Raw genomic sequence first — 12,482 nt, 5'->3', positions numbered from 1 at the left:
AGAAAGTGAGTCAGCCCCGGCAGGGGATGAAACAAGGGATGCACCACAAGAACAAATCCCCACGAATCCCCCCATAGCAAGATACGAATGCAGAGATGCCCACCAGGGCCATTAAGATGGCAGCACTCGCAACAAGCCCGCCATCTCATCCAAATGCAGATCTACCACAACCCCCGCTGCTCCAAATCCCGCACCGCGCTTGAACAAGCCGAGGCCTTCACCAAGCAAACCGGCGAGCCACTCGAAGTCATCGAATATCTGAACACCCCACCCACGCTGGCCGACCTGAAGCAACTCGCCAGCCAACTGAGCACACCGCTGCGCACCCTCGTGCGCGAAAACGAAGACGAGTACGCCCAGCTCAACCTGGCCGATGCCTCCGACGAAGCCTTGCTCAAGGCCATCGCAGCCCACCCGAAACTCCTGCAACGCCCGCTGCTGGTCCGCAATGGCCACGCCACCATCGGCCGCACGCCCGAAGCCCTCGACGCTTTCCTCAAGTAAATCCCGCAGCCCCAAAAAGTTGAACGGCCTGCCGATTTCCATCGGACAGGCCGTTCAGGGGTGGCCGAATCGCCTTGCGCGAGGGCCGGGGCTGCGTCCGTCAAGACGCGCACGGGCTCCGGATCATTCCAGGCCCATCCATCGGGTCATTTCTGACCCGAATCCGATCGCCAGCATGGCGGCGAGCACCACTGCCAGCGCCACTGCGGTCGAAACCGCTGTGACCTTCATGACTTCAGCGTCGTCGCTCTCGTCGCCGCGGGCGCGGTGCAGATGTGAATGCGCGCGCGCGTCGAGCGGGATTGCCTTGGCCGAAGCCTTGCGATGCCAATGCAAGCGCTCCGTCATCGCTCGCAGATGGTGCGTATCAAACGCGTCACGGGAAAATCGCATCGCTGTTCCTCCCGCCGTTGATGTGATGGCCGACGCCGGCACGCACCGGCGTCGGGGTACGTGCGGCCCGATGACGATACGACACGCAAATGACGTATGCGAGTGGCTTTGCGTGTCGGCACCTGCTGGCGCAGTCGTCTGGTCGCCTCGCACAGGACCAGCGTAGACGCGGGTTTGCACTGCCGCAAGTTGCGCCGCGGCATGGTGCGTGCGTCACGCGGGCAAGACGCTGATGCCACGCCGCTCTTGGCTTGATGGGTGATGCGCGGGGCGCTCAGTCTTGTGCGGGCAGTGCAGCAGCTTGGAGCGCAGCGTGCTCGGCTTCGCGCTCAGTTGCGCGTTTATGCAGCTCGGCGAGCATGTTGCAGAAGAGCGCGCCTTGCTCCTTCGCATCGTCCAGCGCGATATGCGTGTGCGGCAGCGGGTCGTGCCACTGCGCGGGGAAGGCCGCCTTGACGTTGCGCCGGTAGGGCAAGCCGGTGAGCGCAAAGGCCAGCGTCTTGATGTCGAGCGCGGCCCAGCCGAACGGTGAGCGCCCGGCAAAACGCATCATGTACCAGAACATGTAGGTGAAATCGAAGCCCGCCGGAAACGCCACGAAGACCGGCTTGCCGGGCAGGCTCTCGACCCACTCCACGTAGCGCGGCAGCGCCGCCTCGGGCGCTTCCAGGTTGCGGCGGCACGCGGCCCATGCCTCGGGCTGCTGCGCCCACCACTGCATCTGGATCGGGTGGCCCTCGGCGCCGGGCAGGGTTTCCAGGTTCGCTTCGAAGGTGCCGATGAGCGTCTTGTCGGCCAGGTATGCCGCGCTGGCAAAGCTCAGCATCGAATGCGGGCCGGGGATGGGGCCGTCGGCCTCGATGTCGGTGCTGACGTAGATCTCCGGACGCGTATCGGGCGTCTGGTTGCCACGCTTGCGGCGCGGCTTGTCGGCCGGGGCCGCGGGCGCGGTGTCGGCGGAGGTGTCGTCGCTCATGCGGTGCCTTCGTCGGCAAACAGGCGATCGGCGACGTACGGGTTGGTCGCGCGCTCATCGCCGAAGGTGGAGACCGGGCCATGCCCCGGCACGAAGGTCACGTCGTCGCCGAGCGGCCAGAGCTTGGTGCGGATCGAGCGGATCAGATCCGCATGGTTGCCGCGCGGAAAGTCGGTGCGGCCGATCGAGCCGGCAAACAGCACATCGCCGACGATGGCGACGCGGTCGGGCCGGCTGAAGAACACCACGTGGCCGGGCGTGTGGCCAGGGCAGTGGAACACCTCGAGCGTGCGGCCGGCGGCTTCCACCGTATCGCCGTCGTCCAGCCAGCGGTCGGGCACGAAGGCCTGCGCGGGCGGGAAGCCGAAGCGCTGGCTCTGCATCGGCAGTTGGTCGATCCAGAACGCCTCGTCCTTGTGCGGGCCTTCGATCGGCACGCCAAGCTGCGTGCGCAGCGCGTCGGCGGCGGCGCAGTGGTCGACGTGACCGTGCGTGAGCAGGATCTTTTCGATGCGCGCGCCTTGGCTAGCGGCGGCGGCCAGGATGCGCTCGATGTCGCCGCCCGGGTCGGTGACGGCGGCGCGGCCATCCTCGCCGATCAGCAGCGTGCAGTTCTGTTCAAACGGCGTAACGGGGACGACGACGACTTTCATGTGGTTTTCTGTGCACACGGGCGCGGAGCGGGAATACGCCGATTGTATCGGCGCCGGCCCGCGCCAGCACTGGGCTGGCGGGCGGCGCTGTTACAACGGAAAGAAAATATTACAAAGTTAATGCAAGATGCCTACGAGATAGGGGTGAATTGATAGGAAATGTAAATAGGACGGCGCAAAGTGCGTGATAGACTCGCGCCCATGCTCAAACCGTTCGCCGTCCCACTCCCCAGTCCGTCAACCCGCCGCGCCGTGCGCAGTTGGTTGCTGCATGGCGCCGCGTTGCTGGTGCTGGCAGGCTGTGCCGCGATGCCGGGCGAGCCGCCGGGCAGCACGCAGGCCGGCAAGGGTGCCGCGTCCACGCGGAAGGTGCCCGACGCGCGCGACAACCCCGATGCCTGGGGCGCGCTAGCCTTCCGTGGCGTACCGGAATCGAGCGGCCTGCAGATGGCCCCGGCCGATACCGAGCCCGGCCTGCGCGCCGATCTCGGCACCTTCGAGCAGCGCGGCCTGGCCTCGTGGTACGGCCGCGGCTTCCACGGGCGCCGCACCGCCAGCGGCGAGCGCTTCGACATGAACGCTTTCACGGTGGCGCACCCGTCGCTGCCGCTCTCGAGTTGGGTGCTGGTGCGCAATCTGTCGAATGACCGCGTGGTCGTCGCCAAGGTGACGGATCGCGGGCCGTATCACGGCAAGCGCATCCTGGACATGTCCTATGCTGCGGCCAAGCGGCTCGACTTCGTCAAGCGCGGCTCGACGCAGGTCGAGATCCGCCGCCTGTCGCGGGCCGAAGTCGAGGCACTGCGCCCCGAACTCACGCAAACCGACGTCGCCAGCAACGATGGCGATGCCGATGTCGGGTCCGACGAGCCGGCACCGCCGCGCAAGAAGGCGGCCCGGCACAAGGCGAAAGCCCGTCGTTAATCCTTCCCGTCGTTCTTCAGCGCCAGCGCGCTTTGATACAGCGCATCGACCGGCGCACCTGTAATCGCTCCGGCCAGCTTGGCCGCGCGCTTGGCGGGCAGCTCGGCCAGCAGCAAGCGCAAGACTTGGTCGGCGGCCATCGCCGTGGGGGCAGCGTCCTGCGCGCCGGCACCTTCCACCACCAGCACGAATTCGCCCTTGCCATGGGTGGCATCGGCGGCCAGCCATGCCGGTGCCTCGGCCGCCGGCAGCACCACAATCTGCTCGAACAGCTTGGTCAGTTCGCGCCCGATCAGCAGGCGTCGCGCGGGCAGATGCTCGGCCAGCGCGGCGAGCGTTGCGTCGATGCGGTGTGGCGCCTCATAGACCACCCACGCCGGCCCATGCGCAGCCCACTGGCGGATGGCCGCATCGCGCTGGCCCGCCTTTGGCGGCAGGAAGCCGACGAAGGTGAATTGCCCGCCCGACGTGTCGAGCAGCTCGCCGGCGGCGGAGAGCGCCGTCACCACCGCGCTCGCGCCCGGCAGCGGAACCACGCGATGCCCAGCCGCGCGCACGGCTTCAACGATGCGCGCGCCGGGGTCCGACACGCCCGGCGTGCCGGCATCGGACACATAGGCGATGCGCTCGCCGCGCGCGAGCCGCTCGACGATGCGCGCGGCGGCCTCGCGCTCGTTGTGCTCATGCGCGGCCAGCATCGGTCGCGACAGGCCCAGGCGATGCAGCAATTGCCCGGTGTTGCGCGTGTCCTCGCAGGCCACCGCATCAACGAGGCTCAGCACATGCCGTGCGCGCAGCGACACGTCGGCGGCGTTCCCGATGGGCGTAGCCACCACATATAATGCGCCGGCGGGATAGTGCTGGTCATGCGCCAGCAGGGTCCAGTCAGGATCACTCACGAGAACTTCTCTTAGTCAGTCGATTCAAACCGCCAATGCACGCGCCGCAGCCCGTCCCTTCGCAGCCCCTTTCACACGACAGCGCCGCCACCGGCGAGGCCGATGAGGACCGCGCGCTGCGCTATCTGCAGGCGCGCGGCTTGTCGGTGGTCGAACGCAATTATCGCTGCAAGGGCGGCGAGATCGATCTGGTACTGCACGATACGGCCGGTGTGCTGGTGTTTGTCGAGGTCCGCGCCCGGGTGGCACGCTCCACGCAGCGCTTTGGCGGCGCGGCCGCCAGCGTGACGCCCGCCAAGCAGCGCCGCCTGATCGCCGCGGCCGAAGATTTTCTCGCACGCCAGCCAGATGATGTACCGGCGTGCCGCTTCGATGTCATCGCAATCGACGGCGCGCGCATTACATGGATGCGCGATGCCTTTGGTGTCGAGGCATGAACTTCGCTCTTCCCACGCTTCCCCCTTCCGGACTCTCATCAAGGACAGCATGAAACTCTCGTTGCCAATGTCTGCCCGTGCCAAGCGCACCGTCGTGCTGGCCGCCCTGGCCGGTATCACCGCCACGCAGCTGACCGCCTGCTTCCCACTGTTTGCGGGTGCCGTGGCCGGTGGCGTGGCGCTCGCCACCGACCGCCGTCCGACCGCCACGCAGACCATCGACCGCGGCCTGCAGATGGAAGCCGAGAACACGCTGATCTCGCGCTACAACGGCCGGGCCCACGTGAACGTGACGGTCTACAACCGCAAGGTGCTGCTCACCGGCGAGGCCGGCAGCGACCAGACCAAGCAGGAGATCGGCCAGTACGCGCAGAAGCTGGAGAACGCGCGTGAGGTCGTCAACGAGATCGTGGTGACCGGCGAATCCAGCTCGTTCGGCTCGCGCACCAACGACACCTACCTCACCACCAAGGTCAAGGCCGCGCTGGCCGGCGCCGACGGCGTGCCCTGGAACTCGATCAAGATCACCACCGAGGCGAAGACGGTGTTCCTGATGGGCGTGGTGACCGAGCCCGAAGGCAATCGCGCCACCGAGGCCGCACGCACGGTGGGCGGCGTTGCCCGCGTGGTGAAGGTGTTCGATTACGTCAGCGACGAGGAGCGCAAGCGCCTGGACACGAACGCCACCTCGACCAACCCGCAAGCGGCGCCAGGCGGCACCCCGGGCACGTCGACCACGCCGGCACCGGCCGACACGCAGGCCCCCGCGCCGGTCACCACCTCGGCGCCGGGCCAGCCGGGCGCGGGTGCCACGGTCTCGCCGGCTACCACGCCGGCGCTGCCGCCCGGCAAGCAGCTGCCGTGAGCGCAGTGATCACGAAAAACGCAGCCTTCGCGCTGCGTTTTTTGTGTCACGCTGACGGCTTGGGATTCAGTCTGATGCCGTGGAAGCCGGTGACCGAGCAGCGGCTGGGGCAGCAGATCGCCGCGGCGCGGCGGCGCGGTGTCTTGGGAGCTTGGCCATCAGCGAGGAGCGTCGCTGACCTGAAGTGCCTCGATTCTTAAGAAGACGTCTTCGCCAACCAATCACGGGGCGACATGCCTACCTTGGCAGCGAACGCACGTGATAGTGCCGACGGGTTTGCATATCCGAGTTCTTCGGCCAGGATTTTGATGGGCCGACCTTCGCGCAGCCGGCTTTGTGCCAACGCTATTCGCCAGCCGCTCAAATAGTCAGCCGGGGTCTGACCCACCACTGCGCGAAATGTGTTGGCGAACGCCGTCCGGGACATGCCGGCGCATCCGGCCATCCGCTCCAGTGTCCAAGGCTCGCCCGGGCAGTCGTGCATCGCCACCAAGGTGCGCGCCAAGCGTGGGTCCGACAGTCCGGTGATGAGGCCAGGACGCACGCCCGCTTCCTGCGGGTGGTCGAGCAGCCAGCGCAACAGCTGGAGCACAACCACCTCGAACAGCCGATCGGCCAGCAGTCGCTGGCCGCAGCGCACGCGGTCGGTTTCAGCGAACAGGAGTTCCAATGCCGCGTGCAGGCCCGGCACCCGGGCCAGCGGTAGCGCAATCAACGGGGGCAGCGCCCGCGCCAGCGGGTTGTTCGCGCCGCCGTCGAAGACCAGCCGCGCGCAGGTGAAATCCGGCCCATCCGCCGGCGGGTTGTGGAAGCAGTGCGTGAGGGGGCGCGGATACAGCAGCAATGTCGGTTCATCGAAGCTCATGCGCTTGGGTACGTCTCGCGCGCCCGGGTGGCTCACCTCCAACTGGCCGCGGCGCAGCACATGCAAGTAGCCATGCCCTTCGCGGGCGTCGAAGTGGTTCAGGCCGCATAGCGCGCCGGCATGATGCAACTGCGCCCGGACCCGGAAGCGGTCGAGGATGCCCGAGAGGCGGTCGATAGGCGTGACAGCCGACATTTGAACTAAATGGTATGTCTTGTGGATTGATTGAACCCAATCATACATTCGGCACGCCCATACTGCCCTCACCAAACCATTCCGGAGAAAGGGCAGACCATGAATTCGCTGAAGCTTTCCATCCTCCTTGCCTCGCTATTGACTGGCTGGGCCGGTGGCGCAACCGCCCACGACACGAGCCATCAGGGCGGCATTGCCACTGAGGCCAACGAGACTGTGAAGGCGCCTTTCGACATCGTCCATACCAAGATTTCCACCGATGGCAACGTTGCCATCTTCCACATGGCGGTTTCCGGCAAGGCCGGTACCACCCATCCCACCAAGTCAGGCAAGCTCGCCGGCAGTTCGGTGTTCTCGTATGTCTGGCCGACCAGCCTGGACCCGTCCGTCGTCGGCTTCGAACCGAAGGCCGGCATCCTGGCCCTCGCGGTGACGTCCCACCCCGACTTCGACGACACGCCGCTGTTCGACGAGAACGGTGACGGGAAACTGGACAACGACGGCGACGTCTGGCATTCGCACTGGGTGGTCTTACAGCCCGACCTTGCCTGCGGTCAGGACGCCTTGAAGGTGGTGGACATTCCCGAAGGCACCAAGCCACGTGTGCCGAAGACCTGGCCGGGCCTGCCCATCCTGATCGACAGCCCGGGCTGGACGCCGACGTTCAAGGACGGAACCGTTGAGGTGCGCGTGCCCTTCGACGACATAGGTGCCGTTGAGGCGGGCGCTTTCGATGGCGTGACGGCCGCGTTGCGCGTCAACGCCAGCGTGCACAACCCGCTGCTGTGCGTCGCCAACGTCTTCAAAGTTGCGTCGGGCGACCTGTCGCTGCCGGGCAAGGCCAACAAATAAGACCTGCTCGCCAGTTCCATGGCTTCACTTCAACCGAAAGCCGGTCTCGGTGACGAGCAGATCGTCGAGAGCATGGCGCCCGTCGCCTTGAATCTCTTCACCAACCACATCAACGTCACCTTGGATATCCCGTTCGATTTTCCCAAGGTCGCGCTGAAGTGAACTTGCGCGAATCTCACCCCGCGACGGGTGAGGTTTGCGCGCATTCGGGTCTTTGACACCATGCGCTACGAGATCGAAGCCAGCCACTGGATTAACACCGACGCACCACTGAGCCTCGCATCCTTGCGGGGCAGGGTAACGCTCGTCACCGTCTTCCAGATGCTCTGCCCCGGCTGCACGCAGTTCAGCCTGCCACAGGCACGCAATCTGTACACGATCTTTGCTCGGGATGACCTGGCCGTGATCGGCATGCACAGCGTATTCGAGCACCATCATGTGATGACGCCCGATGCGTTGCGTGTGTTCGCGAGGGAGTACCGGCTGCAATTCCCAATTGCGATCGATCGTTCCCAGGAGGGTTCGTCATTGCCAGCGACCATGAGCAAGTGGGCGCTGAAGGGAACCCCGACCCTGATGGTGTTTGATCGTGCAGGCGAACTCGCACTTCAGTATTTCGGGCATCTCGATGACTTGCGCCTCGGTGCTGTGCTGGGGGAGCTGATCGCATTGCGCTCAAGCGGGGGAATCGACGCGGCGCGCGTCGTCCAGTCTGCTGACAGCGGACCTGTGTGCAGCGCCATCTGACCTCCTACTCTTCGGAAAGATGACTCCATGAAAATTGCCGTTTTTGACACCTACGTTCTGCGGCCTGATGGCCGCAAGATGCATTTCGACATCCTCGTGCGCGACCAGGACCGCGACAAGGCGTCAGGCGTCGTGCTGGCCCACGGGCGTCGTTACTTGGCAGCCAAAGGGGTGCCGGCGGAAACGTTGAGCGCACAGGAATGTCGCTTCTGCCACACCGAATTTTCCTCGCCGCCCATTGAGGCCGAGATCAATCGCATCGGCTTCGCCATCATCGAGTTGGAAAACTGCGTTTGAGTCTGCTTGGTTCGAGCGCGCCTCCAAGCAGGGTTTTTGTTGTGCTGTGCATCGTGGTGCACGTGGGCGGTGCGGCGTGTTAGGGTATGACGCATTCGTGACTCAGCCTTGCCTGTCATGCCCGTCGCCCCCCGACTCGCCGCCGCGACTGCGCTCGTGGCCGCGTGTGTTGCCCACGCGGCCTGCGCCGCTGATGCTCCGCCGTCCAACGCGCAGGCCCGTACCTGGGCCGCCTCCTGCGCCACCTGCCATCACGCTGACACCGCGCCGGGCGCAAAAACGCCCGCACCAACACTCGCCCCGCTGGCCGGCCGCTCGCAGGCTGAACTGATCGAGGTCATGCAAGCCTTCCGCAGCGGCGCCCGCCCGGCCACGGTGATGGGGCAGATCGCACGCGGCTACGACGATGCGCAGATCGCCGCCATCGCCGGCTGGCTGTCGCGTCAACCGCAGGAGGCGCCATGAGCGACACGTCTTTGCGTAAAGACCGGCGCGCCGTGCTGCGCGCGCTTGGGGCCACCGCGCTGGCCGGACCGCTGGCCGCGTGCGCCTCGCTGTCGGGCACGCGCAATGCGCGCGTGGTGGTGGTCGGCGGCGGCTATGGCGGGGCGACGGCGGCCAAGTATGTGCGCGTGTTCTCCGGCGGGCGCGTCGACGTGACGCTGGTCGAGCCGAACGCCGCCTTCGTCTCGTGCCCGCTGTCGAACCTCGTGCTGTCGGGCGACCGCGATCTCGCCTCGCTGACGGTGCCATACGACGCGCTGGTCGAACGCCACGGCGTGCGCTGGGTGCGCGATCGCGCAGCCGCCATCGACATCGGCGCAAAGCAGGTGCGCCTGGCCGGCGGCGGCACGCTCGACTATGACCGACTGATCCTGTCGCCAGGGATCGACTTCGTGCCGGGCGCGATCCCGGGCCTCGCCAATCCCACTGCCGCCGCGCAGGCGCCGCACGCGTGGCGCGCCGGCATGCAGACGCTCGCGCTGCGCCACCGGCTGGAAGCCATGCCCAACGGCGGCACGGTGGCGATCAGCATTCCGCTTGCGCCGTACCGCTGCCTGCCGGCGCCGTACGAGCGCGCCTGTCTGATCGCCCACTGGCTGCAGCGCGCCAAGCCGGAGTCGCGCGTGCTCATCCTCGACGCGAACGACGACGTGACCTCCAAGGGCGCGCTGTTCAAGCGCGTGTGGGCGCAGCGCTATCCCAATCACATCGAATACCGTCCGCAATACAACGCGGTCGACATCGACGCGACCGGCCGCGTGCTCAAGTTCGACGTGCAGGACGCCGTGCAGGCGGACGTGGTCAACCTGATCCCGCCGCAGCGCGCCGGGGCGATTGCCGTCTCGGCCGGGCTGGCCACGGCCAACGGGCGCTGGTGCGAGGTCGACTTCCTCTCGTTCGAATCGAAGGTGGCGCCGGGCGTGCACGTGATCGGCGATGCCATCCAGACCGCGCCGCTGATGCCCAAGTCCGGCCACATGGCCAACCAGCACGGCAAGGTGGCCGCCGCCGCCGTGGTGGCGATGCTGGCCGGCCGCGCGCCCGATGCGTCGCCGCTGTACGCCAACAACTGCTACAGCTTCGCCACGCCCGCCGAGGCCATGCACGTGAACACCGTCCACCGCTACGACCCGGCCGAGCACACCATGGTGACGGTGCCGGGCGCGGGCGGATTGTCGGCGGCGCCGTCGCTGGAGGAGGGCAAGCTGGCGCTGGGGTGGAGCCGGGCGATCTGGTCAGACATGCTGGGGTAGGCACCCGGCGCCAACAATGCGCAAGATCGTGCAAGTCGGCGCCGCGGCCCGCGCCTACAGTGCGTCGTAGGGCCGCGCGGGCGGCCGTCTGAGTATTCCAATCGCCATGTCTCCCAAGGATCTGCTGCTGGCCCTGACCGTTGTGCTGGTGTGGGGCGTCAATTTCGTCATCATCAAGGTCGGCCTGCACGGCGTGCCGCCGATGCTGCTGGGTGCGCTGCGCTTTGCGCTGGTGGCCTTCCCGGCGGTGCTGTTCGTGCCGCGTCCGAAGATTCCGCTCAAATGGCTGCTCGCCTATGGGGCGACCATCAGCTTCGGCCAGTTCGTCTTCCTGTTCTCGGCCATGTATGTGGGCATGCCGGCGGGGCTGGCCTCGCTGGTGCTGCAATCGCAGGCGTTCTTTACGCTGACGATCGCGGCGGTGGTGCTGCGCGAGCCGATCCGCTGGTACCACTTGGCCGGTATGGCGGTGGCGGCGTGCGGGCTGGCGATCATCGGCATGGCCGGCACCACCCACACTGGCGCGGCGGCCACCGGCATGACCACGGCGGGCTTCCTGCTGACGCTGTGCGCGGCCCTCTCGTGGGCCAGTGGCAATATCGTCACCAAGCGCATCGGGCCGGTCAACGTGGTCAGCTTGGTGGTGTGGGGCGCGCTGATCCCGCCGATCCCGTTCTTCTTGCTGTCGTATTGGATGGAAGGGCCGGAACAGATCGCGCACAGCCTGACGAACCTCGGCGCATCGAGCATCGGCGCCATCCTCTACCTGGCCTTTGGCGCCACCATCTTCGGCTACAGCCTGTGGAGCCGGCTGCTCGGGCGCTATGCCGCCAGCCAGGTTGCGCCGCTCACGCTGCTGGTGCCGGTGGTGGGGCTGGTGTCGGCTGCCGCGCTGCTGGGCGAGCGGCTGGTGCCGGCGCAATGGCTGGGCGGCGCCGTGGTGATGGTGGGGTTGCTGCTCAACGTGTTCGGCGGGCGGCTGGCGGCGCGGTTTGCCATCGCCTGATCTGCCGCACAACGCAGCGCAAACGCCCGGGCCGTGCAGGTTCCGGGCGTTTTGCTTTGGCGGGCCGGGCCCAAGCGATGCTGCGGATTCGGGCACAATACGAGGTCCATCCGCCCGCGCACCGACGCGGGCCGCCTCACCCACCGGAGACCCCATGAAGTTCGCCGCATCGCTCGCCGCCGCTGCCAGCACATTGGCGCTGACGGGACTGGCGCTTGTCGCCGTGCCCGCGCAGGCCGCCATCGACGCCGCCCGCGCCCAGTCGCTCGCCAACCAGAACGCCTGCCTCGGCTGCCATGCGGTCGACCGCAAGCTGGTCGGCCCGTCCTACCAGGATGTCGCCGCCAAGTACAAGGGCGATGCCGGCGCGCAAGCCAAGCTCATCAAGAAAGTGCGCGAGGGCGGCATGGGCGTGTGGGGGCAGATCCCGATGCCGGCCAACCCCAAGATCAGCGATGCTGACCTGAAGACGGTGATCGACTGGGTGCTCGCTGGCGCCCCGGCCAAGTGAGGGCGCGCACGATGCAAGATGACGTGAACCTGACCCGCCGCGATGTCTTGCGCGCGGGCGCAATGATGGCGCTGCTGGTGTCCGCCGGCCTCGCCACCCCGGCGCAGGCCGCCGAGTGGAACAAGACCGCCTTCAGCATCAAGGGCGTGAACGACGTGCTCAAGCAGTTGGGCGGCGGCGGCGCCGTCGACAAGAGCGGCGCCGGCATCCAGCTCACCGCTCCGGACATCGCCGAGAACGGCGCCGTGGTGCCGCTGGTCGTCACCAGCACCTTGCCGGGCACGGACCTGATCGCCATCCTGGTGGAGAAGAACCCGAACACGCTGGCCGCGACCTTTGCCATTCCCGCCGGCACCGAGCCGTTTGTCAGCACGCGCGTGAAGATGGGCGAGACCTCGGCCGTGTACGCGGCGGTGCGCGCCAACGGCAAGTGGGTGATGACGAGCAAGGAAGTGAAAGTCACCCTCGGTGGCTGCGGCGGCTAAGGACTAGGAGCACACCATGGCAGACCCGATGCGCATCCGCGCAATGGAAAACGGCGGCGTGACCGACGTGAAGATCCTGATGAAGCACGACATGGAAACCGGCCAGCGCAAAGACG

At 66.9% G+C, this 12,482-nt stretch carries 19 protein-coding genes and 1 pseudogene; 15 read left to right on the top strand and 5 right to left on the bottom strand.

The genetic code is table 11. From position 1 onward, the window contains the following. Positions 1-153: 153 nt before the first annotated feature. Entirely contained in the window at positions 154-504 is a 351-nt protein-coding gene (locus QZ609_RS18585; protein WP_295497873.1) for an arsenate reductase family protein, read from the top strand. Between the two features lie 123 nt (positions 505-627). Here the strand turns inward: QZ609_RS18585 and QZ609_RS18580 are convergent, their stop codons facing one another. The 3 genes from QZ609_RS18580 to QZ609_RS18570 all read right to left on the bottom strand — a co-directional run bounded on the left by QZ609_RS18580 (position 628) and on the right by QZ609_RS18570 (position 2,526). Continuing rightward, positions 628-897 carry a hypothetical protein gene (locus QZ609_RS18580; RefSeq protein ID WP_295497871.1) on the bottom strand — a complete coding sequence of 90 codons (270 nt, stop codon included), beginning with the start codon at positions 895-897 and terminating at the stop codon, positions 628-630. Between the two features lie 274 nt (positions 898-1,171). Next, the gene (locus tag QZ609_RS18575) at positions 1,172-1,873 is read right to left on the bottom strand and encodes an exonuclease (protein ID WP_295497869.1); all 702 of its coding nucleotides are present in this window, start codon (positions 1,871-1,873) and stop codon (positions 1,172-1,174) included. After that, on the bottom strand, positions 1,870-2,526 hold the full coding sequence (locus QZ609_RS18570; protein ID WP_295497866.1) for an MBL fold metallo-hydrolase: 657 nt from the start codon (positions 2,524-2,526) through the stop codon (positions 1,870-1,872). The genes QZ609_RS18575 and QZ609_RS18570 overlap by 4 nt, the downstream gene beginning before the upstream one ends. A 201-nt stretch (positions 2,527-2,727) precedes the next feature. On the opposite strand from QZ609_RS18570, the gene QZ609_RS18565 reads away from it, so the two are divergent. After that, the gene (locus tag QZ609_RS18565) at positions 2,728-3,450 is read left to right on the top strand and encodes a septal ring lytic transglycosylase RlpA family protein (RefSeq protein ID WP_295497864.1); all 723 of its coding nucleotides are present in this window, start codon (positions 2,728-2,730) and stop codon (positions 3,448-3,450) included. Here QZ609_RS18565 and rsmI read toward each other — a convergent pair. Beyond that, positions 3,447-4,349, bottom strand: coding sequence for a 16S rRNA (cytidine(1402)-2'-O)-methyltransferase (gene rsmI, locus QZ609_RS18560; protein WP_295497863.1), 903 nt, complete (start codon positions 4,347-4,349; stop codon positions 3,447-3,449). The genes QZ609_RS18565 and rsmI overlap by 4 nt on opposite strands. Before the next feature lie 35 nt (positions 4,350-4,384). On the opposite strand from rsmI, the gene QZ609_RS18555 reads away from it, so the two are divergent. The 3 genes and pseudogenes from QZ609_RS18555 to QZ609_RS18545 form a co-directional block, all read left to right on the top strand. After that, positions 4,385-4,786 (top strand): YraN family protein, encoded by a 402-nt coding sequence (locus QZ609_RS18555; RefSeq protein ID WP_295497861.1) that lies wholly within the window; start codon positions 4,385-4,387, stop codon positions 4,784-4,786. Between the two features lie 49 nt (positions 4,787-4,835). Further along, entirely contained in the window at positions 4,836-5,651 is an 816-nt protein-coding gene (locus tag QZ609_RS18550; protein ID WP_295497859.1) for a BON domain-containing protein, read from the top strand. Between the two features lie 53 nt (positions 5,652-5,704). Then, positions 5,705-5,834, top strand: a pseudogene (locus QZ609_RS18545) (DUF3363 domain-containing protein); the annotation flags it as partial. A gap of 13 nt (positions 5,835-5,847) precedes the next feature. Here the strand turns inward: QZ609_RS18545 and QZ609_RS18540 are convergent. Continuing rightward, positions 5,848-6,711 carry an AraC family transcriptional regulator gene (locus QZ609_RS18540; protein ID WP_295497857.1) on the bottom strand — a complete coding sequence of 288 codons (864 nt, stop codon included), beginning with the start codon at positions 6,709-6,711 and terminating at the stop codon, positions 5,848-5,850. Positions 6,712-6,810: 99 nt separating this feature from the next. Here QZ609_RS18540 and QZ609_RS18535 point away from each other — a divergent pair, with 99 nt between their 5' ends. The 10 genes from QZ609_RS18535 to QZ609_RS18490 all read left to right on the top strand — a co-directional run. After that, a complete protein-coding gene (locus QZ609_RS18535) occupies positions 6,811-7,563 on the top strand; it encodes a hypothetical protein (protein WP_295497856.1) in 753 nt (250 codons plus the stop codon). 18 nt (positions 7,564-7,581) lie between these two features. After that, positions 7,582-7,725 (top strand): hypothetical protein, encoded by a 144-nt coding sequence (locus tag QZ609_RS18530; protein ID WP_295497854.1) that lies wholly within the window; start codon positions 7,582-7,584, stop codon positions 7,723-7,725. Positions 7,726-7,785: 60 nt separating this feature from the next. Next, on the top strand, positions 7,786-8,310 hold the full coding sequence (locus QZ609_RS18525) for a peroxiredoxin (RefSeq protein WP_295497852.1): 525 nt from the start codon (positions 7,786-7,788) through the stop codon (positions 8,308-8,310). A 27-nt stretch (positions 8,311-8,337) separates the two neighbouring features. Beyond that, a complete protein-coding gene (locus QZ609_RS18520) occupies positions 8,338-8,607 on the top strand; it encodes a DUF2024 family protein (protein ID WP_295497850.1) in 270 nt (89 codons plus the stop codon). Positions 8,608-8,724: 117 nt separating this feature from the next. Continuing rightward, positions 8,725-9,072 (top strand): c-type cytochrome, encoded by a 348-nt coding sequence (locus QZ609_RS18515; RefSeq protein WP_295497848.1) that lies wholly within the window; start codon positions 8,725-8,727, stop codon positions 9,070-9,072. Then, positions 9,069-10,364 (top strand): NAD(P)/FAD-dependent oxidoreductase, encoded by a 1,296-nt coding sequence (locus tag QZ609_RS18510; protein WP_295497846.1) that lies wholly within the window; start codon positions 9,069-9,071, stop codon positions 10,362-10,364. Before QZ609_RS18515 ends, QZ609_RS18510 begins: the two co-directional genes overlap by 4 nt. A 106-nt stretch (positions 10,365-10,470) precedes the next feature. Further along, complete coding sequence (locus QZ609_RS18505; RefSeq protein WP_295497844.1) at positions 10,471-11,370, top strand: EamA family transporter; 900 nt, start codon at positions 10,471-10,473, stop codon at positions 11,368-11,370. A 154-nt stretch (positions 11,371-11,524) separates the two neighbouring features. Next, entirely contained in the window at positions 11,525-11,881 is a 357-nt protein-coding gene (locus QZ609_RS18500) for a c-type cytochrome (RefSeq protein WP_295497842.1), read from the top strand. Positions 11,882-11,892: 11 nt separating this feature from the next. Continuing rightward, positions 11,893-12,366 carry a thiosulfate oxidation carrier protein SoxY gene (gene soxY, locus QZ609_RS18495; protein WP_295497840.1) on the top strand — a complete coding sequence of 158 codons (474 nt, stop codon included), beginning with the start codon at positions 11,893-11,895 and terminating at the stop codon, positions 12,364-12,366. A gap of 16 nt (positions 12,367-12,382) precedes the next feature. Beyond that, positions 12,383-12,482: thiosulfate oxidation carrier complex protein SoxZ (locus QZ609_RS18490; RefSeq protein ID WP_295497875.1), on the top strand; the 100-nt coding region annotated here is incomplete at its 3' end.

Source organism: uncultured Ralstonia sp. (genome assembly GCA_913056305.1).
GTDB lineage: Bacteria > Pseudomonadota > Gammaproteobacteria > Burkholderiales > Burkholderiaceae > Ralstonia.
This window is presented reverse-complemented; position numbering and strand designations above follow the sequence as displayed.